The sequence below is a fragment of the Cellulosimicrobium funkei genome, assembly GCF_004519295.1.
In the GTDB taxonomy this organism is placed as follows: Bacteria; Actinomycetota; Actinomycetes; order Actinomycetales; family Cellulomonadaceae; genus Cellulosimicrobium; species Cellulosimicrobium funkei.
This window is the reverse complement of record NZ_SOZH01000005.1, coordinates 1-23,146: the sequence shown is the minus strand read 5'-3', so window position 1 is coordinate 23,146 and position 23,146 is coordinate 1. Positions and strand designations below refer to the sequence as shown.

Below are 23,146 nucleotides of genomic sequence, written 5' to 3'. Positions count from 1 at the left end.
GTCGCTCAGGGCCGCGACGCGCCGAGCGCGGCCAGGCGTCGCACGGCCTCGTGCAGGACGTCCTCGCGCTTGACGAACGTGAACCGGACGCGCGACGCGAGCGCGCGCGCCGTCGTCGACCCCGGGGTGCAGAACGCGCTCACGGGGACGGCCACGACGCCCGCGAGGGCGGGCAGCTCGCGGCACAGCGCGGTGCCGTCCTCGACGCCGAGCGCGGCGCCGTCGGCGATGACGAAGTACGTGCCCTGCGGCACGACGACGTCGAACCCCGCGCAGACCAGGCCCTCGCACAGCAGGTCACGGCGTGCGGCGAGCGAGTCGGCGAGCGCGCGCGGGGTCTCGTCGTCCGCGAGCGCGTCGGCGATCGCGGGCTGGAACGGCGCGCCCGACGTGTAGGTGAGGAACTGCTTCACCGTGCGGACCGCCGTGACGAGCGGCTCGGGGCCGTGCAGCCACCCCACCTTCCACCCCGTGAACGAGAACGTCTTGCCGGCCGAGGAGATGGTGATCGTCCGCTGCCGCATCCCCGGCAGCGTCGCGATCGGCACGTGCCGGGCGTCGTCGAACGTCAGGTGCTCGTACACCTCGTCCGTGACGACCACGACGTCGTGCCGGCGCGCGACGGCGGCGATCGCGTCGAGCTCGTCGAGGTCGAGGACCGTGCCCGTCGGGTTGTGCGGCGAGTTCACGACGATCAGGCGCGTCCGGTCGGTGACGGCGGCGCGCAGCGCGTCCACGTCGAGCCGGAAGCGGTCGGGGCCGGGGAGCAGGGGGACCGTGACGTGGCGCGCGCCCGCGAGCGCGATGCACGCGGCGTGGGAGTCGTAGAACGGCTCCAGCGTCACGACGTCGTCGCCCGGCCCGGCGAGCGCGAGGATCGTCGCCGCGAGCGCCTCGGTGGCGCCCGTCGTCACGAGCACCTCGGTCTCCGGGTCCGGGTCCAGGCCGTAGTGGCGGAGCTGGTGGCTCGCGACCGCGTTGCGCAGCTCGAGGATGCCCGGGCCCGGCGGGTACTGGTTGTGGCCGTCCTCGATCGCGCGCACCGCGGCGTGCTTCACCGCGGCCGGGCCGTCGACGTCCGGGAAGCCCTGCCCGAGGTTGATCGCCCCGGTGCGCTGCGCGAGCGCCGTCATCTCGGCGAAGATCGTCGCCGCGACCGCGCCGTCGGCGCCCAGGAGGCCCGTGGCGCGCGCGGCGGCCTGCCAGCGGCCGGGCGGGAGGTCCGTCATGGCCCGACCCTAGCCGTCGCGACGACCACGATGTGGGACGCCGGAAGGGGGGTCCCCTCTCGACGGCGCGGGATTCCGGGGCGCCCGCGACCTTGTCCACAGGGGCGGTTCACGGGGGCGCGTCCATGCCCTACTCTCTGGCGCAGATCGTTGACGACCGGCGGGGCAGCCGGCCGACGGAGCAGGGGGAATGCTCGACATGTCTACGGACACGCACGCCGTCGGCGTGCTCGAGGGCGAGGTGCGCGAGCTCGTCCGACGGCGCGGGGTGGACCCCGCGCGCGACCGCGCGGCCGTCGACCAGCTCGTGCGCGACGTCGTCGCGGACTACGAGACGCGCAGCGCGCTCGGGGCCGTCGCGCCGCTCGCCGACCCCGCCGCTGCCGGTCGTGCGGTCGTCGACGCCGTCGCCGGGCTGGGGCCGCTCCAGCCCTACCTCGACGACCCGGAGATCGAGGAGATCTGGATCAACGCGCCCTCCCAGGTGTTCGTGGCGCGCAGCGGCTCGTCGGAGCTGACGACGACGATCCTCACGGCACAGCAGGTGCGCGACCTCGTGGAGCAGATGCTGCGGTCGTCCGGGCGTCGGCTCGACCTGTCGAGCCCGTTCGTCGACGCGTGCCTCCCGGGCGGGGAGCGGCTGCACGTCGTCATCCCCGACGTCACGCGCAGCGAGTGGGCGGTGAACATCCGCAAGCACGTCGTCCGGGCGTCGCACCTGGACGACCTGGTCCGGCTCGGCGCGCTCCCGCCCCAGGCCGCCGCCTTCCTCGACGCGTCCGTGCGGGCCGGGCTGAACATCCTCGTCGCGGGAGCCACGCAGGCGGGCAAGACGACGATGCTCAACGCCCTCGCCGGGTCGGTCCCGCCCGCGCAGCGCGTCGTCACGTGCGAGGAGGTGTTCGAGCTGCGCTTCGCCGTGCGCGACGTCGTGTCGCTCCAGTGCCGGCAGCCGAGCCTCGAGGGCACGGGCGAGATCCCCCTGCGGCGCCTGGTGAAGGAGGCGCTGCGCATGCGCCCGGACCGCATCGTCATCGGCGAGGTCCGCGAGGCGGAGAGCCTCGACCTGCTCGTCGCGCTGAACGCCGGAGTCCCGGGGATGTGCACGATCCACGCGAACTCCGCCCGGGAGGCGATCACCAAGATGTGCACGCTGCCCCTGCTCGCGGGCGAGAACGTCTCGGACCGCTTCGTGGTGCCGACGGTCGCGTCCGCGATCGACCTCGTCGTGCACCTGGGCGTCGACGCCGACGGGCGTCGCGGCGTGCGCGAGATCCTCGGTGTGACGGGCCGCGTCGAGCAGGGCGTCGTGGAGGCCGCGGAGATCTTCGTCCGCTCGGGCGACCGTCTGGTGCGCGCGGGCGGTTTCCCGCCGCGCGCCGAGCGCTTCGCCCGCGCGGGCATCGACCTGGCAGCGGTCCTGCGGGCGGGCCCGGCCGGGGCCGACGTGCTCGACGGCGCCGCGCCGACGAGGGTGGGCTGACCGTGGGCGTGGCGGTGGGCCTCCTCCTCGGCGCGGGGCTGTTCTGCGTCTGGTGGTCGTTCTGGGCGCCCGGGCCCCCGCGCGTGCGTCGTGCCGACGGGTGGGCGGCACGCACGCAGGACCTGCTCGTCCAGGCCAGCGCACCGGCAGTGACACCCGGTGCCCTGGTGGTCGCGAGCGTCGGCGTCGGGCTCGTCGTCCTCGTGGTCGGGACCGTCCTCGCGCGGTCGTGGACGATCGCGGCCTGCTTCGGTGTGATCGCCGCGGGAGCGCCCTCCCTCCTCGTGCGGTCCCGCGCCCGGCTGCGGCGTGCGCGGCTCCGGGAGGTCTGGCCCGAGGTGCTGGACCACCTGTCCTCGGGCGTGCGCGCGGGGCTGTCGCTGCCCGAGGCCGTCGGTCAGCTCGGCGAGCGCGGTCCGGTCGAGCTGCGCGAGCCGTTCACCCAGTTCGCGCGGGACTACCGCGCGTCCGGCCGGTTCGGGGAGTGCCTCGACCTGCTCAAGGACCGGCTCGCGGACCCTGTCGCCGACCGCATCGTCGAGGCGCTCCGCATCACGCGGGACGTCGGCGGCACCGATCTGGGTCGCCTCCTGCGCACCCTGTCTACCTTCTTGCGCGAGGACGCCCGCACGCGCGGTGAGCTCGAGGCCCGCCAGTCGTGGACCGTGAACGGGGCGCGACTCGCGGTCGCCGGCCCGTGGGTCGTGCTCGGCTTCCTCGCGACGCGCCCGGAGACGGCGGCCGCGTACAACACGATGGCGGGTGCGGTCGTCCTGGCCGCCGGCGCCGCGTGCTCCGCGGCGGCGTACCAGCTGATGCTGCGGATCGGGCGGCTGCCCGAGGAGGAGCGGGTGCTGCGATGAGCGCCGTCGACGTGTCCTGGACCGGTGCCGCGCTCGGCGCGCTCGGCGGGCTGGGTGTCCTCCTCGTGGTCGCCGGGCTCCGGGGGCGGTCAATCCGGCTCGACGAGCGGCTCGCGCCCTACCTGCGCACCCACGACCGCACGTCCGTCCTGCTGCGCGACCACCCCGTGCGATCACCCTTCCCGACCCTCGAACGACTCCTCGCGCCGCTGCTCGCCGACGCGGGCCGCGCGCTGGAACGGTTCGGTTCGACGGCGTCCGACGTCCGGCGCCGCCTCGACCGTGCCGGCCGCGGACGCAGCGTCGAGCAGTTCCGCGCACGGCAGCTCGTGTGGGGCGTCGTCGGGCTCGGCGGCGGGACGGCGCTCGCCGTGCTGCTCGCGGCGACGCGGGGGTCGTCCGTCGCCGCACTGGTGGTCCTCGTGCTGCTGTGCGGCGTCGGCGGTGTGCTCGCGTGCGACCACGCGCTGACCCGCGCCGTGCGACGTCGGGAGGAGCGCATGCTCGCCGAGTTCCCCACGGTCGCCGAGCTCCTGGCGCTCGCGGTGAACGCGGGCGAGGGGCCGGTCGCCGCGCTCGAGCGCGTCGCGACCACCGCGCACGGCGAGCTCTCCGGCGAGCTGCGCACGACCCTCGCGACCGTGCGTGCCGGGACCCCGCTCGCCCGGGCGCTCGAGCAGCTCGCCGACCGCACCGGACTGCCGAGCCTCACCCGTTTCGCGGAGGGTGTCGCGGTGGCCGTGGAACGGGGGACCCCGCTCGCCGACGTGCTGCGGGCGCAGGCGCAGGACGTTCGTGAGTCGGGACGTCGCGCGCTCATGGAGGCGGGCGGGAGGAAAGAGGTCGTGATGATGGTCCCCGTCGTCTTCCTCATCCTCCCCGTGACGGTGGTCTACGCCGTCTTCCCGTCGCTCGCGACCCTGCGGCTCGGCTTCTGAGCAGCAGCGACCAAGTGTCCGGGACGACCGCCCGGCACGACCGATCGAAACGACGACGAAGGAGAACCATGCAGGGGTGGAATCGAGGGAACCAGGCGGTGCGCGCCGCAGCGCGCGGCGCGCTCGGGCGGCTGACCGGTCAGGACCCGGAACGCGGCGACGTGCCGGGCTGGGTGCTCATCACCCTGATGACGGCCGGGTTGGTGATCGCCCTCTGGGCCGTCGCCGGGCCGGCGCTGACGCAGGCCTTCAGCAACGCCATCTCGAGCGTCGGCGCCCCCTGAGATGGTGCGTCGCGGTGGTCCGGGAGCCGGCGTCGAGGACCCGGAGCGGGGCTCCGCCGTCGTCGAGTTCACCCTCGTCTCCGTCCTCGTGCTCGTGCTGTTCCTCGGGGTCGTCCAGGTCGCGCTCGCCGTCCACGTGCGCGCGACGCTGGTGGACTGCGCGGCGGAAGGTGCCCGCGTCGCGGGCCGTGCCGACCGTGGCCCGCACGACGGCGCGGACCGCACGCGCGACCTCGTCGTGTCCGCGCTCTCGGCGCGGTACGCGCAGGACGTCGTCGCGCGCCGGACCGTCGTGGACGGTCTGCCCGTCGTCGAGGTCACGGTGACCGCGCCGCTCCCGGTCGTCGGACTGCTCGGCCCGGCCGGAGCACTCACCGTCCGCGGTCACGCGCTGGAGGAGGCCCCGTGACGCGCCTGCTCGCTCGGCTCCGCGCGAGGCTGACGGGGCAGCGCGCGGACCGGGGGAGCGCGGTCGTCGAGTTCCTCGGTGTCGCGCTCGTCCTCCTCCTGCCGGTCCTGTACCTCGTGCTCACGGTGGGGCGGGTGCAGGCCGCGACGTTCGCCGTGGAGGGCGCCTCCCGCGAGGCGGCGCGTGCGTTCGTCACGGCGCCGTCGAGCGACGACGGGGCCCGGCTCGCCTCGGCGGCCGTGGCCCTGGCGCTCGACGACCAGGGTTTCTCCCCGGCCACCGACGGCCTGACGATCTCCTGCTCGTCACGGCCCTGCCTGGAGCCGGGCGGCGAGGTGACGGCGCACGTCCGGCTCGACGTGCCGCTCCCGCTCGTGCCCGAGCTCGTGCGGCGGGTCGTCCCCCTCGTGGTCCCCGTGGAGGCGCGGCACGTCGTGTCCGTCGACGCGTACGCGGCGAGGCGGCCGTGAGCGCCCCGCCACCCCTGGGCACCTCGACACCCGGGGGCGCACCCGGACGCGGTCCCGGGCGGCGGTCCGGCGCAGTCGGGCGCGGTTCGGCGGCGCTCGTCGCGCGGCTCCGGGGCTCGAACGAGCGGGAGGAGGGCCGCATCCTGCTGCTCACGAGCGCGTTCGTGGCGTTCGCGCTGCTCCTCGTGACGGTCGTGGTGAGCGCCACGGAGGTGCACCTCGAACGCAAGCGGCTCTACGCGCTCGCGGATGCGCTCGCCCTCACGGCGGCCGACTCGACGACCCCGGAGACGTTCTACTCCGGCAGCGCGGCGCCGCCGGTCGAGGGTGCCGTCCTCACGCTGACCGACGCCGGGATCCGCGCGGACGTCGACGACTATCTCGCCCGGAACCCCGCGGCGCTCGCCGGTCTGAGCGAGGTCGTGGTGACCGACGCGTCGACCGGCGACGGGCGCACGGCGTCGGTCGGCCTCGCCGCGCGGGCGCGACCCGCGATGATCAGCTGGGTGACCGGGGCGTGGAGTGATGGCATCATCGTGCGTGCAGAGTCACGTGCCAGAGCGTGGTGAGCACCTGTTGCTGTTCGACGAAGAACGTCCAGGGAAAGGAATACCGCAGCGTCGCGTGAGCGCGCTCGCGCGCCTTTGTTCACTTTCTTAACTTTGGATGGCCACTTCTGGTTCGGCCCTGTCAAAACCCCAGGTTCGCCGCTATGGTGATCCGGTCCGACAACAACTCCAACGATGGAGAGCTACAACATGAACGCACGAGCAACGAAGAAGCTCGTCGCCGGGGGTGCCCTCGGTGCGATGCTCATCGGCACGGTCGCCCTCGCGTCCGCCGCCTCCGCCGACCCGGTGGACGGCACCGACGTCGACGTCTCCGTGGAGATCGAGTCCAACGTGGAGCCGGGCAACCTCGCCCTCACCGTCGCCGCGAGCTCGACCACGCTGACCGAGGCCGACGAGTCGTCGGTCGAGGGCACGCGCGAGTTCAACGGTGCGCTGCCGGAGGTCACCGTCACCGACACGCGGACCGAGGTGTCCGAGGGCGCCTACTGGTACGTGCTGGGCAGCGCGTCGGCCTTCACGGGTGACGCGGGCGAGATCGGTGCCGACAACCTCGGCTGGGCCCCGACCCTCGTCGACGGTGGCGACACCGGCCTGGTCTCCGAGGGCGAGCCGGTCGAGCCCTCCCTCGAGAACGGCCCGGGTCTCGTCGACCAGGAGCTCCTGGTCTCGACGTTCGACTCGGCCGAGGTCAACCCCGAGGGTTCCTGGACCGCCGGCGCGAACCTCACGCTGCGCACGGGTGAGGACGTCGCGCCGGGCGCGTACAACTCGACCATCACGCTGTCCCTGTTCGAGGACTGAGCCGTCCCGACGTCCCGGTGACCGGTTCCGACCGGGCACCGACCGAGTAGTCACACGACGGGTCGCACCGTCCCGCACGACCACGGTCGTGCCGGGCGGGCGACCCGTCGTCGTACGGAGAGAAGCCCCTGCGTGATCCCCGCACCAACGCACCCCGCCCGCACCGGGTCCCCGTCCCGCCGCCGCGGGCGTCGTCTCGTCCTGGCCGCGACCGCCCTCGCCCTCGGCCTCCTGCCCGCGACCCCGCTCGCCGTCGGCGCGTCCGCGACGACCGCCGCCACGAGCGCGCACGCCGGCGTCACGAACGCGCAGGCCGACGTCGTGAGCGCTCTGCCGACGGCGCTGCCCCTCGACACCGAGGACCGCATCACGTGGGGCGCCAAGCCCGCGGACGCGAACGGTCCCGACGGGCGTCGCGGCGTCGACCTCGTCGCCGACCCGGGCACGACGGTCGAGGAGCACATCGCCGTCTCGAACTTCAGCGACGTGCCGGCCACGTTCGCGCTCAAGGCCGCGGACGGCTACCTCACCGCCAACGGGCGCTTCAACATGCTCTCCTCGGACCAGGAGTCCACCGACGCGGGGACGTGGTTCACCGTCCAGGAGAGCGTCGATGTGGGCCCGAAGGAGACGGTCGTCGTCCCGTACACGATCACGGTCCCCGAGAACGCGACCCCGGGCGACCACCCGGCGGGCATCGCCGCGTCGGTCACGAGCACGGGCGGCGGCGAGGGCGGGACGAGCGTCGGCGTCGAGAGCCGTGTCGGGTTCCGCGTCACGACGCGCGTCACCGGCGAGGTCCAGCCCGCGCTCGCCGTCGAGGACGTCAAGGCGTCCTACGCGCCGTCGTGGAACCCGTTCGCCGCGGGCGACCTCAGTGTCTCCTACGACGTCGCCAACGACGGCAACGTGCGCCTCGGTGCCGAGGGCCAGGTCGCGACGTCCGCACTCTTCGGCGCCGTGACGGACGAGGCGACGGCGGAGCCGCTCGGGGAGGTCCTGCCGGGCGGATCCCTGCGGAGCAAGGTCGCGTTCGCCGACGTCTGGCCGCTCGGACCGGTCAGCACGACGATCACCGTCACGCCGACGGTCGTCGGCGACGACCAGGTGGACGCGCAGCTCGACCCGGTCACGGTCACCGTCACCACGTGGGCGGTCCCGTGGCCGCAGCTCCTGCTCCTCGCGATCGTCGTGGTCGTGATCGTGGGCGTCCGGGACGATCGCCGACGCCGGCGCCAGCGCCTCGAGGCGATGCTCGCGAAGGCGCGCGACGAAGGCCGCCAGCAGGCGACCACCGCCGAGCCGGCGTCGTCGACCACGGGCGGCTCCGCCGTGCGGGGCGGCACGAAGGACTGACGGCGACGCGCCGTCGGGCGTGCCCCGCCCGGGGACGCCGAACCCCCGCGGCGGCCCCGCGCGCGGACCCCGCGCGGAGCCCCCGCGCGGTCCCGTCGCCGTCGCCTCGCGCGACGGCGCCGACCGCGCGCGGGGTCGCGTAACCTTGAACCTCGTGGCCACCATCGACTTCCCGTCCGAGATCAAGGCGCTGCGGAGCACGCTCGAGTCCATCGAGAGCGTGAGCGACCCGGAGGAGCTGCGCGCGACGATCGCGAACCTCTCGGAGAAGGCGTCGGCGCCCGACCTGTGGGACGACCCCGACGCGGCGCAGAAGGTGACGTCGGCGCTCTCCGCCGCGCAGTCGGAGCTGGACCGGGTGAAGAAGCTCGGGCAGCGCATCGCCGACGTCGAGACCCTGGTCGAGATGGGCCAGGAGATGGAGGACGAGGACACCCTCGTCGAGGCCGAGAACGAGGTCGCCGCCATCCGCAAGGACCTCGACCAGCTCGAGGTCCGCACCCTGCTCGCCGGCGAGTACGACGCGCGCGAGGCCGTCGTGACGATCCGTGCGGGAGCCGGTGGCGTGGACGCGGCCGACTTCGCCGAGATGCTGCTGCGCATGTACCTGCGCTGGGCGGAGCGCCACGGCTACCCGACCACGGTCCTCGACACGTCGTACGCCGAGGAGGCGGGGCTCAAGTCCGCGACGTTCGAGGTGAAGGCGCCGTACGCGTTCGGCCACCTCTCCGTCGAGGCGGGCACCCACCGCCTCGTGCGCATCTCGCCGTTCGACAACCAGGGCCGTCGCCAGACGTCGTTCGCGGCGGTCGAGGTGATCCCGCTCATCGAGCAGACGGACTCGATCGAGATCCCGGAGTCGGAGATCAAGGTCGACGTGTTCCGGTCCTCGGGCCCGGGCGGGCAGTCGGTCAACACCACCGACTCCGCGGTGCGCATGACACACATCCCGACGGGCATCGTCGTCTCGATGCAGAACGAGAAGTCGCAGATCCAGAACCGCGCCGCGGCTCTCCGCGTGCTCCAGTCCCGCCTGCTGCTCGTGCGCCAGGAGGAGGAGAACGCGAAGAAGAAGGAGCTCGCGGGCGACATCAAGGCGAGCTGGGGCGACCAGATGCGCTCCTACGTGCTGCAGCCGTACCAGATGGTCAAGGACCTGCGCACCGAGCACGAGGTGGGCAACCCCTCGGCGGTGTTCGACGGCGACATCGACGACTTCATCGAGGCCGGGATCCGCTGGCGCCGCGGGGTGCAGAAGGAGGTCTGACCTTCTGCGGCCGCCCCGGGCCGATTGATCCGAGCAACGGATCGATGCACCCGGGCGCGGCGTGTCCGCCCCGCCGGGCCGGAGACACATGCCTACCCTCGGGATCGTGCGACGAACCCCGTTCGTCCACGGATCGACCCCCGACCCGAGGAACGTGCCGCTGTGATCCGCTTCGAGAACGTCACCAAGGTCTACGCGCGCGGCGCGAGGCCGGCCGTCGACGACGTGTCGTTGGAGGTCCGGCGCGGCGAGTTCGTCTTCCTCGTCGGCGCGTCCGGCTCCGGCAAGTCGACGTGCCTGCACCTCGTCCTGCGCGAGGAGCGCCCGACGAAGGGCAAGGTCTTCGTCGCGGGCCGCGACCTCGGGTCGATGTCGAGCTGGAACGTCCCGAAGCTCCGCCGCCAGATCGGGGTGGTCTTCCAGGACTTCCGCCTGCTGCCCAACAAGACCGTGTTCGAGAACGTCGCGTTCGCGCTCCAGGTGATCGGCAAGCCGCGTCACACCATCGCCATCACGGTGCCCGAGACGCTCGAGATGGTGGGCCTCGCGGGCAAGGAGAAGCGTCGCCCGCACGAGCTCTCCGGCGGTGAGCAGCAGCGCGTCGCCATCGCGCGCGCCATGGTCAACCGCCCGCCGATCCTGCTCGCCGACGAGCCGACCGGGAACCTCGACCCCACGACGTCCCTCGGGATCATGCGCCTGCTCGACCGCATCAACCGCACCGGCACGACCGTCGTCATGGCGACGCACGACGAGGAGATCGTCAACCAGATGCGCCGCCGCGTCGTCGAGCTCGACACCGGCACGCTCGTGCGCGACCAGGCGCACGGTTCGTACGGCGCCCGCGGCCAGGTCATCCCCGACCCGACGTCCGGCCCGGCGCCCGAGTCGGCGCCGACCGCCGTCGTGCGCCGGACCGCACGCCCGTCCGCGGCGCCCGACCCGGCGTCGTCCTCGGCGCAGGACCCGGCCGAGGCGCCGGTCCGGACGACGGCGACCGGCGCGACGCCCGCGGCCGACGCACCGGGCCGGCCGCCGCTGCCCCGGCGACGCTCGGCGCGTCGTCACGTCGACGCGACGGCGGGGGAGTGAGCGGCGTGCGACTCCAGTTCATCCTCGCGGAGCTCGGTCAGGGCCTGCGGCGCAATGTCTCCATGGCCGTCTCCGTCGTGCTCGTCACCTTCGTCTCGCTCACGTTCGTGGGGTCGTCGCTGCTGCTCCAGGCGCAGATCGGCAAGCTCAAGGACGACTGGTACGACAAGGTCGAGGTGTCCGTCTTCCTCTGCCCGGCCGGGTCGCCGTCGCCCACGTGCGCGGCCGGCGAGGCCACGCCCGAGCAGATCGCGGCGATCGAGGACCTGTTCGACACCGAGCTCGGCGACGAGATCCAGACGGTCTACTTCGAGTCCAAGGACGACGCGTTCGCGGCGTTCACCGAGCGCTACCCCGACGGGTACCTGGGCACGCAGCTCACGGTCGACGACATGCAGGCGTCCTTCCGCCTCAAGCTCACCAACCCGGAGAACTACGAGGTGGTCAACGACGTCGTGACGGGGCGGCCGGGCGTCGAGGTGGTCGAGGACCAGCGCCGCATCTTCGACTCGCTGTTCCTCGCGCTCAACCGCGCGTCCCTGCTCGCGGCCGGTCTCGCGGCGGTCATGCTGCTCGCGGCCGTGCTGCTCATCACGACGACGATCCGCCTCTCCGCGCTGAGCCGACGGCGCGAGACGGGCATCATGCGGCTCGTCGGGGCGTCGAACCTGTTCATCCAGCTCCCGTTCCTCCTCGAGGGCGCGATCGCCGCCGTGCTCGGCGCGGTCCTGGCGGTCGGCGGGCTCTGGGTCGGCGTGAAGTACCTCGTCACCGACTGGCTGTCCCAGTCCGTGACGTGGGTGGCCTACGTCGACGAGGCGGACGTGCTGCGCATCGCACCCGTCCTCGTCGGGATCGCTTTCCTGCTGGCGGCCGTGTCCTCGGTCGTCACGCTCAACCGCCACACGAGGGTGTGAGATGACCCGGGACCTCCGCCGCGCGACAGCGGCTCTGATCGCGACGACCCTGCTCCTCGTGGGCGGTGTCGCCTCGGCGTCCGCCGACGACATCGACGACCGCCGGGCGGCGGCGGAGCGTCGCCAGTCCGAGATCCTCGGCAACCGCGAGCAGCTGCAGTCCGAGCTCGAGGACACGGACGCGGCGCTCGCGCAGGCCGTCGTCGACCTCCAGGCCATCGAGGCGCGGCTGCCCGTCGCGCAGGCCGAGCTCGACGCGGCCCAGGCCGAGGTCGAGCGGACGCAGCGCGAGGCGGAGCTGCTCGCGCAGCGGCTCGAGGACGCGCTGGGCCAGGAGGCCGCGATCAGCGCCGAGATCGAGCGCGGCGCGACCGAGGTGGCCGACGCCAAGTCGAGCATCGCCGAGATGGCGCGCCAGGCGTACCGCGGCCAGGGCGACGTCTCGAGCCTCGGCATCGTCACGGGTGCGCAGAGCACCGAGGAGTTCATCGCGGAGTACGCCGTCTCCTCGACGGCGGCGCGCAGCCAGTCCCGCTCGCTCCAGGAGCTGCTCGAGGCCGAGTCGGTGTCGCGCAACCGCGAGGCGCGCCTCCAGGCGGTGCGCGAGACGGTCACCGACCTCAAGCAGCAGGCGGACGAGAACCTCGTCGCCGCCGAGGCGGCGCGCACGGCCGCGGCCGACCGCAAGGCCGAGGTCGAGCAGCTGATCGTCGACCAGCAGGCCAAGAAGGCGACGATCGAGGAGCGCAAGTCCGCGGCCGAGGCCAAGGTCGCCGAGAACGAGGCCGCGCAGCAGTCCCTGCAGAGCGAGATCAAGGGCATCATCGCGGAGCAGGCCGAACGTGACCGCAAGGCCGCCGAGGAGGAGGCGCGCCGCCAGCAGCAGAGCCAGCAGTCCGGCGGCGGCGGTGGCGGTGACGGCGGCGGCTCGTCCTCCGGCGGTGGCGGTGGCGGTGGCGGAGGTGGCGGCTCGTCCTCCGGCGGCGACCGCGGCAGCATCTCGAGCTTCCTGTCGTACCCGACGGCGGTGCCCTACGTGACCTCGAGCTACGGGATGCGCCTGCACCCCATCCTCGGCTACTACCGCCTGCACGCGGGGACGGACCTGCGCGCCTACTGCGGCACGCCGATCATGGCGGCCGGGCCCGGGACGGTCGTCCACGCCCAGTGGCGCAACGGTTTCGGCAACCAGGTGCTCGTCAACCACGGCACGGTGGGCGGCAAGAACCTCATGACGAGCTACAACCACCTCACGCGCTTCGCGGTGTCGTCCGGCCGGACCGTCAACAAGGGTGACGTCATCGGCTACTCGGGCAACACCGGCCTCTCGGGGGCGTGCCACCTGCACTTCGAGGTGTACGTCAACGGGTCGACGATCGACCCGATGTCCGTGCTGCGCTGACCGGGCCGGGTCGCGCTCCGGGCGTCGCGCCCGACCCGTCCCGGCCCCCGCGCGACCGCACCCGGGGGATAATCGGTACCGGGCGCCGTCGGGCACCCGTACGCTCGGGCGCCCGCACGGCTCGGGGCCGGCGCACGGACGGTGCCCCGGACGAGCACCCGGGCGACAGCACCGACAGCAGAGAAGGACGGTAGGACACGGATGGCGAAGGACAGCGGCCGCAAGGTCGTCGCCAGCAACCGCAAGGCACGCCACGACTACGTGATCGAGGACGTGTACGAGGCGGGGATCGTCCTGTCCGGGACCGAGGTCAAGGCGCTGCGGATGGGCAGGGCGTCGCTCGTCGACGGCTACGTCGCGGTCGACCGCGGCGAGGCCTGGCTCGAGAACGTCCACATCCCCGAGTACACCGAGGGCACGTGGAACAACCACGCCCCGCGCCGCAAGCGCAAGCTGCTCCTGCACAAGGAGGAGATCCTGCGCCTGGAGTCCAAGACGCGCGAGAAGGGGCACACGATCGTGCCCCTCGCGCTGTACTTCCTCGACGGCCGCGCCAAGGTCGAGATCGCGCTCGCGCGCGGCAAGAAGGAGTACGACAAGCGCCAGGCGCTCCGCGAGAAGCAGGACAACCGCGAGGCGCAGCGCGCCATGCGGCAGCGCGAGCTGCGCTGACGCCGCGCGGGGCGTCCCGCACGCCGTTCCTGTGCCCGACGCCGGCCCCACCCGCTGGTGACGCCGTCGCCCTCGACGTACGGTCGAGGGCGAGACGACGACCGCGAACCAGGAGGCCCCATGGTCAAGCTCCGCCAGTACATCCCGCGCCTCGCGGCGGGGGCGTACATCCTCAACTCCGGCCTGACCAAGCGCGGTGCCGACGAGGAGACCGCGCAGGGACTGCACGGGATGGCCGCCGGCACGTACTCGTTCCTCGGGGAGGTCGAGCCGAAGCAGTTCACCAAGACCCTGTCGACCGCCGAGATCGCGCTCGGCGCGGCCCTCGTGGCGCCCTTCGTCCCGACCGGTCTCGTCGCCGTCGGGCTCGGCGTCTTCTCGGCCGGCCTCGTCGGCATGTACCTCAAGACGCCGGGCATGACGCGCGAGGACGGGGTGCGACCTACCGAGCAGGGGACCGGGCTCGCGAAGGACGTGTTCCTCCTCGGGATCGCCGGCGGGCTGCTCGTCGACTCGCTGAGCCGGAAGAAGTAGCCACGACGCGGGTACCGGCGGTGCGCGACCGCCGGTACCCGGCCGCGCGGAAATATCCGTGCGGGGCACGGCGTTGATCGCGTAGGCTGGACCTGCTGCACGAGGTCCGGGTCCGCCCGGGCGCCGCGCAGTGCTTGACAACTGCACAGGGGGTGATCGGTTTCGACGGTGGTCGTGCTTCGAGGAGAAGCGGGCCGAGGATGCAGGCTTATCTCGTAAACGATGTCTGCAAAACACAGGTGCCGATAACAAGCGCACCGACTTCGCCCTCGCCGCCTGAGCGAGCCCCGAAGTCCGTCAGCCCGAGCTAGCTCTCGACTCGGATCCTGGCGTCATCTAGAGAGCCACTGCTCGCAGTCCTCGTCACCGGGGCTGCGGGGACTTTCAGGTGACTGAGCCCGTCCGCATCTTGTCTGCGTGAGTGCGGGGGCCGAGAAAAACGACAGCAGACTGCGCCCGGAGAAGTCCTCGATCGGCGTCACCGGACCGGGGTTCGATTCCCCGCACCTCCACCCCTGCGGCGACGGCCCGCACCCCTCTCGGGGTGCGGGCCGTCGTCGTACCGGCGCTCTGTGCGGTCACCAGCCGTGGCGCTCCCAGGCTGCCGCCGCCTCGTCGCCGTCGAGCCACTCGAGGCGCAGCCGCCGCCCCCGCACCTCGAGCCGGTCGTCGTCCCGGGGGAGCGGGGGCGCGCCGGGGTCGTCGCTGTACAGGTCCTCGTCGCCGTCCGCGCCGTCGAGGTGGACCCGCCACTGCACGCGCGGCTCCGGGTTGACGTGCCGGGGGAACGTCTGCGGCCCGACCGTGTCCCAGTGCGTGCACACGCGCGTCACGAGGTGGCCGGCGAGCCGGGCCGTCCCCTCGTCGTCGGCCCACAGGCGCGCGACGCGACCGGTGCCCTCGGGGGTGACGGGCTCAGTCACGGGCGGACGCCCCGACGAGCGGAGCCCGTCCCGACGACGGCGCCTGCGGGTCGTCGTCCGGCCCCGTGCCGCCGTCGTCGGCCGGGGGAGCGCCGCCGTCCTGCGCACGACGGCGCACCCGGCGCAGCACCCAGCGCACGACGAGCAGCACGAGACCGGCGACGACGAGCCACGGGAGCAGCGCGCCGAGGACGACGACCAGGCCGTTGAGCGTGCTCAGCAGAGCGTTCCAGCCGTTCTGCAGACCGCCGAGGAAGCCGCCGGGAGCGAGCCGCTCGGCCGGCACCACCTGCACGACCGTGACGTGCAGCGTCGACATCGAGACCTGGTCCGTGAGCGCGGCGCGCTGCGACTGGAGCGACTCGAGCTCTGCCTGGCGCGTCGTGAGCTCCTGCTCGGCGGCGAGCAGGTCCGCGGTCGTCGCGGCGTCGCCCATGAGCGTCCGCAGACGCTCGACCGACGTGGTGAGCGCCGCGACGCGGGCGTCGAGGTCGCGCGCGGTGCCGGTCACGTCGACCGCCTCGATCGCGAGGTCGCGTACTTCGCCGACCTGACCGAGCGCGTCCACGGTCGCGGTCGTCTGGGCCGCCGGCACGCGCACGGTCAGCTCGGCCGTAGGCCGCGCGTCGCCCTCGGGCTCGGACTGCCGACGGCTCTCGACCCGCCCGCCCGCGCTCTCCGCGAGCTCGGCGACCTGCTCGGCGGCCGCCGACGGGTCCTTCGCGACGACGGTCACCGAGCCGGTCGTGACGATCTCCCGGTCCGCCTCGACCACGGCGTCCTCGTCGCCGGTCGTGATCCCGGCCGGGGCGCCGGACGAGGCGTCGGTGCCGTCGACCACCGCCGCCTCGGACCGCGCGCCGGAGTCGAGGGCGGCGTCGCCGACACCCGGCGTCGCGGAGCAGCCGGCCAGGAGCGCGCCGCCGAGCACCAGGGCGGCGACGACGGCGAGAGGGCGAGTGGTCCGCATGCTGCGAGGGTAGGGGGCCAACCGCGCGAACCGGACAGCCGCACCCACATCGTGACCGTCTTGTGAACTGTCCGTGATCCGACCGTCGCCCGGCGCCGTGCGGACACGCCGGTCAGCGCGCGAGGATGGGCGCGTGCTCGTGTGCTGCGGACTCGTGACCCTCGACGTCGTCCAGGTCGTCGACGCCCTGCCCGGACCCGACGAGAAGGTCGTCGCGCGGTCCCTCGCCGCGACCTTCGGCGGCCCGGCCGCGAACGCCGCGGCCACCGCCGTCGCGCTCGGCGTCCCGACGGCCCTCGTGACCGCCGTGGGCCACGGGCCCCTCGCCGCGGTCGTGCGGGCCGAGCTCGAGTCCTCCGGCGTCACGCTCGTCGACGCGGCGGACGGCGTCGCCGGGGCGGTGCAGCCCGCGGTCTCGACGGTGCTGGTCACGCGTGCGACCGGCGAGCGCGCGGTCGTGAGCACCAACGCCTCCGGCTTCGGCGACCTCACCGATGCGCGGCTCGTCGCGCCGGGTCGCACGACGGACCCGCTGGACGAGCTCGGCCCCGGGGACGTGCTGCTCCTCGACGGCCACCACCCGGGGCTCGCGCTCCGGGTCGCGCGCCGCGCGCGGGAGCGCGGGTGCGCCGTCGTGCTGGACGGGGGCTCCTGGAAGCCCGACGCGCCCGCGATGATCGGGCTGTGCGACGCCGTGGTCGTGTCGGCGGACTTCCGGCCGCCCGGCGTCGCGACGGACGACGTGCTCGACGCCGTCGCCGCGCTGGGCCCTCGGTTCGTCGCGCGGACCCGCGGTCCGCGGTCCGTCGAGGTGCTCGACGCGGGGGAGAGGTACGAGGTCGCGGTCCCGCGGCCGCGCCGCGTGGTCGACACCCTGGGTGCGGGCGACGTGGTCCACGGCGCGTTCGCCGCGGCGGCGGCGCACGGGTCGTCGTGGCGCGCGGCGCTGGAGAACGCCGTGCTGGTCGCGTCCCGCTCGGTCGAGCACGCCGGTGCGCGGGGCTGGATCACCGCGACGTCGTGACGTGCGGGGCCGTGGGACCAAGGTCCCGGGTCGTGGCCTCCTCGGCTACATTTCGGTCACGAAGCCGGGAGGGAGTTGACAGCCACTTAGTAAAGGCAGTCTACTAACAAACATGACAACGGCAGTCACCGGCACCGGCGCACCGAGGAGGCGACTGAGCACAGGGCTCAGGCCGACCTCCAAGGTGCTCCCCGAGCACGCTCGGGCCCACAACCGGTCGCTCGTGCTGCAGCACCTGTTCCACGAGGGGCCCACGTCGCGCGCCGACCTCGCGCGCGCCACCTCGCTCACTCGCGTGACCATCTCCGACCTCGTCTCCGTGCTCATCGCCGAGGGCCTGGTCGAGGAGCTCGGCGTCCGCCCGGGGCAGCGCGTGGGCAAGCCCGCGATCCTCGTCGGCATGCGCACGAGCGCGTACCAGATCGTCTCCGTCGACCTCACCGACGACGAGGTCCTGCGCGGCGCCGTCGTCACGCTCACGGGCGACTTCGTCGTCCGGCAGAGCCTCGCGGTGGACGGCCGCACCGGCACCGAGCTCGTCGACCTCCTCATGCGCTTCTGCCGCGGCCTCATCGCGTCCGCGACCCAGCCGGTCATCGGCGTGGGGATCGGGTCGCCCGGCGTCGTCGACGCCGAGGGCCGCGTCATCGAGGCGCCGAACCGCCGCTGGTACGACGTCCCCCTCGCGGCCCAGCTCACGGAGCGGCTCGGGCTCGCGGTCCACGTCGCCAACGACGCCAACATCGCCGCGCTCGGCGAGTTCACGTTCGGGGGAGCGGCCGGGGACGGCCTGCTCGTCCTCACGGTGGGCGAGGGCGTGGGCGCCGGCATCATGGTCGACGGCGCACGCGTGCACGGGCACGCCGACGCCGCCGGCGAGCTCGGCCACGTGACCGTGGTCGAGGACGGCGAGCCGTGCGCCTGCGGGCGCCGCGGCTGCCTGGAGACCGTCCTGTCCGTGCCGGCGCTGCGCCGCGCGGTGGACGGGCTCGACACCGAGGCTTCCGACGCCGTGCTGGCGTCGGTGGGCAGGACGCTGGGCATCGCCCTGGCCCCTGTCGTCAGTGCGCTCAACCTCGCGGAGGTGCTCGTGAGCGGTCCTGCGGACCTGCTCGACGGCCCCCTGCGCGAGTCGGCGTTCGAGACCATCCGTTCCCGCACCATGCCGGTCATCGGCAGCGGGCTGCAGGTGCGGATGGCCACGCTCGACGAAGACGTCGTCCTCGCTGGGGCCGCCGTCCTCGTCCTCTCCGGACAGCTGGGGGTCTCGTGAGCCGACGACGCTCCGCCTGACCCACCCTGCCCGACCTGGGCGCGGGCCACGACCCGCCCCTCACGACCTCCTGGGACCCCCAGTGCAGCACCCCCGGGAACGCAGTAACACAGCAGCACCCCTGCACACGCTCGATTACGCAGGACTCCTGCCACACCTCCGGTGGGGGCATCGCCGCCACCACCAAGAATCACCGAGAGGAAGCACCCAGTGAAGAGGAACCGTCTCGTCGCCGCCTCCGTGGCGTCGACGATCACCCTGGCGCTCGCGCTGACCGCCTGCAGCACCGGCGGCGGGAGCGACGACAACGGCTCCGGCGACGGCGAGTCCGCCTCCGGCGACATCCGCGTCTGGCTCAACGGGTCGGACACGCCCGACGCCGCGCGCGACTACCTCAAGACCACGTTCGAGGAGGAGAACCCGGGCAGCACCCTCACCATCGAGGAGCAGTCCTGGACCGGCCTCGTCGACAAGCTCACCACGTCGCTCTCCGGCTCCGACAGCCCGGACATCGTCGAGGTCGGCAACACGCAGTCCCCGGCGTTCACGTCGGCCGGCTACTTCCGCGAGATCACGGAGGACGAGTTCCAGTCCCTGGGCGGCGACGACCTGCTCGGTGGCTTCGTCGAGGCCGGCGACTGGGAGGGCAAGCACTACGCCCTCCCGTACTACGCCGGCTCGCGCGCCGTGTTCTACACCCCGCAGGTCACCGGCTCCACGCCGGTCCCGACGACGCTCGACGAGTACGTCGCGACGGCGAAGTCGCTCAAGACGGACACGGTCTCCGGCGTCTACTGGCCCGGTCAGGACTGGTACAACGCCCTGCCCTTCGTCTGGGAGAACGGCGGCTTCATCGCCGAGCAGAACGACGACGGCGAGTGGGAGGCCGGGTTCTCCTCGGAGGGCGGCCTCGCCGGCCTCGCGCAGGTCCAGGACCTCATGACGAACGCGTCGCTCGCGCCGAAGGACGGCCAGGAGACCGATCTCCAGGTGCCGTTCTGCGAGGGCAAGGTGGCGTTCGTGTCGGCCCCGACGTGGATCGCCGGCACCATCAAGACCTCGGCCACGCCCGAGGACCCCAAGACCACCCCCGGGTGCCTCGAGACCTACGGCTCCGACCTCGCGGCGTTCCCGCTGCCCGGCAAGACCGCGGGCGAGCCGGCGGCCGTGTTCGCCGGTGGCTCGAACATCGCCGTCGCGGCGAAGTCCAACAACCCGGACCTCGCGTACAAGGCGTTCGAGATCATGATGAGCGACGAGTACCAGACCATCCTCGCCCAGGCGAACATGATCCCGGCGAAGAAGTCGCTCGCGAACCAGGTGCCGCAGGACAACCCGATCGCCCAGGCGGGCGTCGAGGCGGCGCAGAACGCTCGCCTCACCCCGGCGTCCCCGAAGTGGGCCGACGTCGAGGCGCAGAACGTGCTCCAGAGCGCCTTCACGAAGATCGCCAACGGCGACGACGTGCAGACGGTCGCCGAGGAGCTCGACGCGAAGATCGAGTCGATCCTCAACAGCTGAGCCGGTCCGACGGTGCCCGGTGACCGCCGGGCACCGTCGGAGGCTCGAGCCGTCAGGGGTGGGGACTCCTTCGCCGGAGCCCCCACCCCTTCCCATGACGAGCCCCGGAGGCACGTCGCCTGCGCACCACCGCGCAACCCCTGACGGAGTGAGGAAATGAGCTCAACCACCCTCGAACCCCGCACCGAGCGCTCCGGCGCGCCCGTGCGGCCACCCAAGAAGCGGCGTCCACCGATCCTGCCGTGGACGCTCCTCGTCCCCAGCCTCGTCGTGCTCGGCATCCTCGTCGGATACCCGCTCGTGCGGCTCGTCATCATGTCGTTCCAGGAGTACGAGCGGGCCCAGCTCATGGGCCAGCCCGCCGAGTGGGTCGGCTTCGACAACTACGTCCAGGTCCTCACCGACGTCGACGGCTTCTGGACCGTGCTCCTGCGCAGCTTCGTGTTCATGGTCGCGTGCGTCGTCCTGACCATGGTGCTCGGCACGCTCATCGCGCTGCTCATGATGCGTCTCGGCAAGGGCTTCCGCCTGCTGGTCTCGGTCGGGCTGCTGCTGGCGTGGGCCATGCCGGCGCTCGCCGCGACCATCGTCTGGGGCTGGATCTTCGACACCCAGTACGGCGTCATCAACAACCTGCTGACCACGATCACGGGCGACAACTGGATGGGCCACTCGTGGCTGCTCAACCCGCTCCAGTTCTTCCTCATCGCGACGATCGTCATCGTGTGGGGCGCCGTGCCGTTCGTCGCCTTCACGATGTACGCGGGACTGACGCAGATCCCCGGCGAGGTCCTCGAGGCCGCCCAGCTCGACGGCGCCCGCCCGGTTCAGCGGTTCCGGCTCATCATGGTCCCGTACGTCCGGAGCATCATCACGGTGCTCATCGTGCTGTCGATCATCTGGGACCTGCGCGTCTTCACGCAGATCTACGCCCTTCAGGGCGTGGGTGGTGACCGCGACAAGACGAACACGATCGGCGTGTACATCTACCAGATGGGCATGGCCCAGGGGCACTACGGGCTCGCGGGCGCCATCTCGGTGATCTTCGTGTTCATCATGCTCGGCATCTCGTTCTACTACGTGCGCCAGACGGTCCGGGAGGAAGAACTGTGAGCACCGTCCAGACCACCCCCCGCGCCGCGGTCCGGCACGCGTCTGCCGCAACGGGCCCTGCCCCTCGCGTGAGCCGTGAGAAGCAGCGCAAGAAGTTGGCGAACGTCGGCTACGCGATCCTGGCGATCATCGTCTTCGTCTCGTCGGTCTTCCCCGTCTACTGGATGATCAACACGTCCTTCCTGCCGTCGAGCCTCGTGCGCGGGACGGAGCTCAAGTTCTTCCCGACGCCCGACGTCTTCACGCTGAACAACTACGTGACGGCGATCACCGACGAGACCCGCGCTCCGTTCATCCCGGCGATGGGGAACTCGCTCACGGTGACGTTCTTCACGCTCGTCATCGCCATGGTCCTCGGGTTCCTCGCGTCGCTCGCGGTGACGCGGTTCCGGTTCAAGGGCCGCCGCACGTTCATCCTCGCGATCCTCGTGGTCCAGATGATCCCGGGCGAGGCGATGATGATCTCGATCTTCCGGATCATCGACAACTGGCAGATGCTCAACACCATCGTCGGCCTGGGGATCGTCTACGTGTCCGGCGTGCTGCCGTTCACGATCTGGACGCTGCGCGGGTTCGTCAACGGCGTTCCCGCGGACCTCGAGGAGGCCGCCATGATCGACGGGTGCTCGCGAGGCAAGGCGTTCTGGAAGATCACCTTCCCGCTCCTGGCCCCCGGGCTGGTCGCGACGGGTGTCTTCGCGTTCATCCAGGCGTGGAACGAGTTCGTCATGGCCCTGATCATCATGCAGCGCCCGGAGTCCATGACCTTGCCGGTCTGGCTGCGCACCTTCCAGCAGGCGACCCAGGCGACCAACTGGGGCGCGCTCATGGCCGGCTCGGTGCTCATCGCCATCCCGGCGGTGGTCTTCTTCCTCATCGTCCAGGGTCGGATGACCGGTGGCCTCGTCTCGGGTGCGGTGAAGGGCTGACGTGAGCGACCTGAGCACGGCTGCCTCGCTCGACGGCGAGGCGGCCGCAGCCCTGGCCGGACGCCCCGGTCCCGGGACCGCGTCACGGCGCGGCCCCGCGGGACCGGGCAGCGCGGTGGGCCTCGACATCGGCGGCACCAAGGTGCTCGCGGCCTTCCTCGGCCCCGACGGGGTCGCGCGCGAGACGCTGCGGCTGCCGACGGTGCGCGGACCGGAGGGCGTCGTGTCCAGCGCGGCGCGCGCGGTCCGCGAGGTGGTCCGGCGCGCCTGCGGTGACCTCGCGGACGTCGACGGCGTCGGTGTCGGGGTCCCCGGGCTGGTGGACCCCGCCGACGGCTCCGTCGTGCACGCGGTGAACCTCGGCATCGAGGGCGGACGCTTCGCCCTCGCCGAGGCGCTGTCCGCGGAGCTCGGCGGCGTCCCGGTCCAGGTCGACAACGACCTCAACGTGGCCGCCCTCGGTGCCTCGCACCTGCGCGGCGCGGAGGGGGAGGACCTCGCGTTCCTCGCTCTCGGCACCGGGCTCGCGGCCGGCATCGTGCTCGGCGGCGAGCTCCGCCGTGGCGTGAGCGGCGCGGCGGGGGAGATCGGGCACATCCCGATCGACCCGCGCGGGCCCGAGTGCGCGTGCGGGCAGCGCGGGTGCGTGGAGGTCTACGCGTCGGGCTCCGCCGTGTCGGCGCGCTGGCCGTCGCGCCACGGCCGTCCGGCCCCTGCCGAGCTCTTCGAGGCCGCGGCCGCGGGCGACCCGGAAGCGATCCGGATCAAGGACGAGTTCGCGTCCGCCGTCGCCTCCGCCGTGCGGATCCTCGAGCTGACGGTGGACGTGCGCCACGTGGTGCTCGGCGGCGGCGTGTCCGCGCTGGGCCAGCCGCTGCTGGACGCGGTCCGCGACGCGCTCGACGCGCAGTCGAGCACGTCCCCCTTCCTGTCTTCGTTGCGTCTGTCGGAGCGGGTCTCCCTCGCTCCGTCGGACGTCCCGGTCGCCGCCGTGGGCGCTGCTCTCGTCGGCCGTCGAAAGGTGTTGTGATGGAGGTCGTGATCGCTCCGGCGGAGCGGTTGGCGGTGCTGGCTGCGGATGCCGTGGAGGCGGTGGTGCGGTCG

The 23,146-nt window shown here is 72.8% G+C and carries 24 protein-coding genes and 1 other RNA gene; 22 read left to right on the top strand and 3 right to left on the bottom strand.

The annotated features are described in order from the left end of the window. Positions 1-5: 5 nt before the first annotated feature. Complete coding sequence (locus E1O70_RS08725; RefSeq protein WP_061267673.1) at positions 6-1,229, bottom strand: pyridoxal phosphate-dependent aminotransferase; 1,224 nt, start codon at positions 1,227-1,229, stop codon at positions 6-8. 199 nt (positions 1,230-1,428) lie between these two features. Between E1O70_RS08725 and E1O70_RS08720 the strand changes: the two genes are divergently transcribed. The 16 genes from E1O70_RS08720 to ssrA all read left to right on the top strand — a co-directional run bounded on the left by E1O70_RS08720 (position 1,429) and on the right by ssrA (position 14,804). Beyond that, positions 1,429-2,712: a TadA family conjugal transfer-associated ATPase gene (locus E1O70_RS08720; protein ID WP_128957593.1), complete on the top strand. Its 1,284-nt coding sequence runs from the start codon at positions 1,429-1,431 to the stop codon at positions 2,710-2,712. A 2-nt stretch (positions 2,713-2,714) separates the two neighbouring features. Beyond that, positions 2,715-3,575, top strand: a complete 861-nt coding sequence (locus tag E1O70_RS08715; RefSeq protein WP_061267675.1) for a type II secretion system F family protein — start codon at positions 2,715-2,717, stop codon at positions 3,573-3,575. Continuing rightward, positions 3,572-4,513 (top strand): type II secretion system F family protein, encoded by a 942-nt coding sequence (locus E1O70_RS08710; protein ID WP_061267676.1) that lies wholly within the window; start codon positions 3,572-3,574, stop codon positions 4,511-4,513. The genes E1O70_RS08715 and E1O70_RS08710 overlap by 4 nt, the downstream gene beginning before the upstream one ends. 68 nt (positions 4,514-4,581) lie before the next feature. Then, on the top strand, positions 4,582-4,797 hold the full coding sequence (locus E1O70_RS08705) for a hypothetical protein (RefSeq protein ID WP_061267677.1): 216 nt from the start codon (positions 4,582-4,584) through the stop codon (positions 4,795-4,797). A gap of 1 nt (position 4,798) precedes the next feature. Beyond that, a complete protein-coding gene (locus E1O70_RS08700) occupies positions 4,799-5,206 on the top strand; it encodes a TadE/TadG family type IV pilus assembly protein (protein WP_061267678.1) in 408 nt (135 codons plus the stop codon). Beyond that, positions 5,203-5,676, top strand: a complete 474-nt coding sequence (locus tag E1O70_RS08695) for a TadE/TadG family type IV pilus assembly protein (protein ID WP_061267679.1) — start codon at positions 5,203-5,205, stop codon at positions 5,674-5,676. The genes E1O70_RS08700 and E1O70_RS08695 overlap by 4 nt, the downstream gene beginning before the upstream one ends. After that, entirely contained in the window at positions 5,673-6,245 is a 573-nt protein-coding gene (locus E1O70_RS08690) for a hypothetical protein (RefSeq protein WP_240696650.1), read from the top strand. The genes E1O70_RS08695 and E1O70_RS08690 overlap by 4 nt, the downstream gene beginning before the upstream one ends. Before the next feature lie 189 nt (positions 6,246-6,434). Then, entirely contained in the window at positions 6,435-7,049 is a 615-nt protein-coding gene (locus E1O70_RS08685) for a hypothetical protein (protein WP_061267703.1), read from the top strand. A 132-nt stretch (positions 7,050-7,181) separates the two neighbouring features. Beyond that, on the top strand, positions 7,182-8,405 hold the full coding sequence (locus tag E1O70_RS08680; RefSeq protein WP_205688635.1) for a WxL protein peptidoglycan domain-containing protein: 1,224 nt from the start codon (positions 7,182-7,184) through the stop codon (positions 8,403-8,405). Between the two features lie 154 nt (positions 8,406-8,559). Next, complete coding sequence (gene prfB, locus E1O70_RS08675; RefSeq protein WP_061267704.1) at positions 8,560-9,672, top strand: peptide chain release factor 2; 1,113 nt, start codon at positions 8,560-8,562, stop codon at positions 9,670-9,672. 162 nt (positions 9,673-9,834) lie between these two features. Next, positions 9,835-10,764 (top strand): cell division ATP-binding protein FtsE, encoded by a 930-nt coding sequence (gene ftsE, locus E1O70_RS08670; RefSeq protein ID WP_082774435.1) that lies wholly within the window; start codon positions 9,835-9,837, stop codon positions 10,762-10,764. 5 nt (positions 10,765-10,769) lie between these two features. Continuing rightward, positions 10,770-11,681, top strand: a complete 912-nt coding sequence (gene ftsX, locus E1O70_RS08665; protein WP_061267705.1) for a permease-like cell division protein FtsX — start codon at positions 10,770-10,772, stop codon at positions 11,679-11,681. Position 11,682: 1 nt separating this feature from the next. Continuing rightward, positions 11,683-13,083, top strand: coding sequence for a M23 family metallopeptidase (locus tag E1O70_RS08660; RefSeq protein ID WP_061267680.1), 1,401 nt, complete (start codon positions 11,683-11,685; stop codon positions 13,081-13,083). A gap of 201 nt (positions 13,084-13,284) precedes the next feature. Beyond that, positions 13,285-13,755: an SsrA-binding protein SmpB gene (gene smpB / locus E1O70_RS08655; RefSeq protein WP_021482407.1), complete on the top strand. Its 471-nt coding sequence runs from the start codon at positions 13,285-13,287 to the stop codon at positions 13,753-13,755. 120 nt (positions 13,756-13,875) lie between these two features. After that, the gene (locus E1O70_RS08650; RefSeq protein WP_061267681.1) at positions 13,876-14,289 is read left to right on the top strand and encodes a hypothetical protein; all 414 of its coding nucleotides are present in this window, start codon (positions 13,876-13,878) and stop codon (positions 14,287-14,289) included. Between the two features lie 148 nt (positions 14,290-14,437). After that, positions 14,438-14,804: a transfer-messenger RNA gene (ssrA, locus tag E1O70_RS08645) on the top strand. A gap of 63 nt (positions 14,805-14,867) precedes the next feature. Here the strand turns inward: ssrA and E1O70_RS08640 are convergent. Further along, positions 14,868-15,212 carry a hypothetical protein gene (locus tag E1O70_RS08640; protein ID WP_061267682.1) on the bottom strand — a complete coding sequence of 115 codons (345 nt, stop codon included), beginning with the start codon at positions 15,210-15,212 and terminating at the stop codon, positions 14,868-14,870. Beyond that, the gene (locus tag E1O70_RS08635; protein WP_061267683.1) at positions 15,205-16,182 is read right to left on the bottom strand and encodes a DUF4349 domain-containing protein; all 978 of its coding nucleotides are present in this window, start codon (positions 16,180-16,182) and stop codon (positions 15,205-15,207) included. The genes E1O70_RS08640 and E1O70_RS08635 overlap by 8 nt, the downstream gene beginning before the upstream one ends. Positions 16,183-16,315: 133 nt before the next feature. Here E1O70_RS08635 and E1O70_RS08630 point away from each other — a divergent pair, with 133 nt between their 5' ends. The 6 genes from E1O70_RS08630 to E1O70_RS08605 all read left to right on the top strand — a co-directional run bounded on the left by E1O70_RS08630 (position 16,316) and on the right by E1O70_RS08605 (position 23,072). After that, a complete protein-coding gene (locus E1O70_RS08630; RefSeq protein ID WP_061267684.1) occupies positions 16,316-17,206 on the top strand; it encodes a PfkB family carbohydrate kinase in 891 nt (296 codons plus the stop codon). Positions 17,207-17,318: 112 nt separating this feature from the next. Then, a complete protein-coding gene (locus tag E1O70_RS08625; RefSeq protein ID WP_051027709.1) occupies positions 17,319-18,479 on the top strand; it encodes an ROK family transcriptional regulator in 1,161 nt (386 codons plus the stop codon). Between the two features lie 210 nt (positions 18,480-18,689). Then, positions 18,690-20,000, top strand: coding sequence for an extracellular solute-binding protein (locus E1O70_RS08620; protein WP_076405296.1), 1,311 nt, complete (start codon positions 18,690-18,692; stop codon positions 19,998-20,000). Positions 20,001-20,156: 156 nt separating this feature from the next. After that, positions 20,157-21,113, top strand: coding sequence for a carbohydrate ABC transporter permease (locus tag E1O70_RS08615; RefSeq protein ID WP_061267685.1), 957 nt, complete (start codon positions 20,157-20,159; stop codon positions 21,111-21,113). A gap of 68 nt (positions 21,114-21,181) precedes the next feature. Next, the gene (locus E1O70_RS08610; protein WP_061267707.1) at positions 21,182-22,042 is read left to right on the top strand and encodes a carbohydrate ABC transporter permease; all 861 of its coding nucleotides are present in this window, start codon (positions 21,182-21,184) and stop codon (positions 22,040-22,042) included. A gap of 1 nt (position 22,043) precedes the next feature. Next, positions 22,044-23,072, top strand: a complete 1,029-nt coding sequence (locus tag E1O70_RS08605) for an ROK family protein (RefSeq protein WP_240696649.1) — start codon at positions 22,044-22,046, stop codon at positions 23,070-23,072. The last annotated feature ends 74 nt before the right edge of the window (positions 23,073-23,146 follow it).

Bases quoted from the DNA above. Each gene is read 5' to 3' on its own strand.
- E1O70_RS08660 (WP_061267680.1), top strand. From the start codon at position 11,683: ATGACCCGGGACCTCCGCCGCGCGACAGCGGCTCTGATCGCGACGACC.
- E1O70_RS08705 (WP_061267677.1), top strand. From the start codon at position 4,582: ATGCAGGGGTGGAATCGAGGGAACCAGGCGGTGCGCGCCGCAGCGCGC.
- E1O70_RS08625 (WP_051027709.1), top strand. From the start codon at position 17,319: ATGACAACGGCAGTCACCGGCACCGGCGCACCGAGGAGGCGACTGAGC.
- E1O70_RS08700 (WP_061267678.1), top strand. From the start codon at position 4,799: ATGGTGCGTCGCGGTGGTCCGGGAGCCGGCGTCGAGGACCCGGAGCGG.
- E1O70_RS08650 (WP_061267681.1), top strand. From the start codon at position 13,876: ATGGTCAAGCTCCGCCAGTACATCCCGCGCCTCGCGGCGGGGGCGTAC.
- smpB (WP_021482407.1), top strand. From the start codon at position 13,285: ATGGCGAAGGACAGCGGCCGCAAGGTCGTCGCCAGCAACCGCAAGGCA.
- E1O70_RS08685 (WP_061267703.1), top strand. From the start codon at position 6,435: ATGAACGCACGAGCAACGAAGAAGCTCGTCGCCGGGGGTGCCCTCGGT.
- E1O70_RS08725 (WP_061267673.1), bottom strand. From the start codon at position 1,229: ATGACGGACCTCCCGCCCGGCCGCTGGCAGGCCGCCGCGCGCGCCACG.
- E1O70_RS08710 (WP_061267676.1), top strand. From the start codon at position 3,572: ATGAGCGCCGTCGACGTGTCCTGGACCGGTGCCGCGCTCGGCGCGCTC.
- E1O70_RS08615 (WP_061267685.1), top strand. From the start codon at position 20,157: ATGAGCTCAACCACCCTCGAACCCCGCACCGAGCGCTCCGGCGCGCCC.
- E1O70_RS08635 (WP_061267683.1), bottom strand. From the start codon at position 16,182: ATGCGGACCACTCGCCCTCTCGCCGTCGTCGCCGCCCTGGTGCTCGGC.
- E1O70_RS08720 (WP_128957593.1), top strand. From the start codon at position 1,429: ATGTCTACGGACACGCACGCCGTCGGCGTGCTCGAGGGCGAGGTGCGC.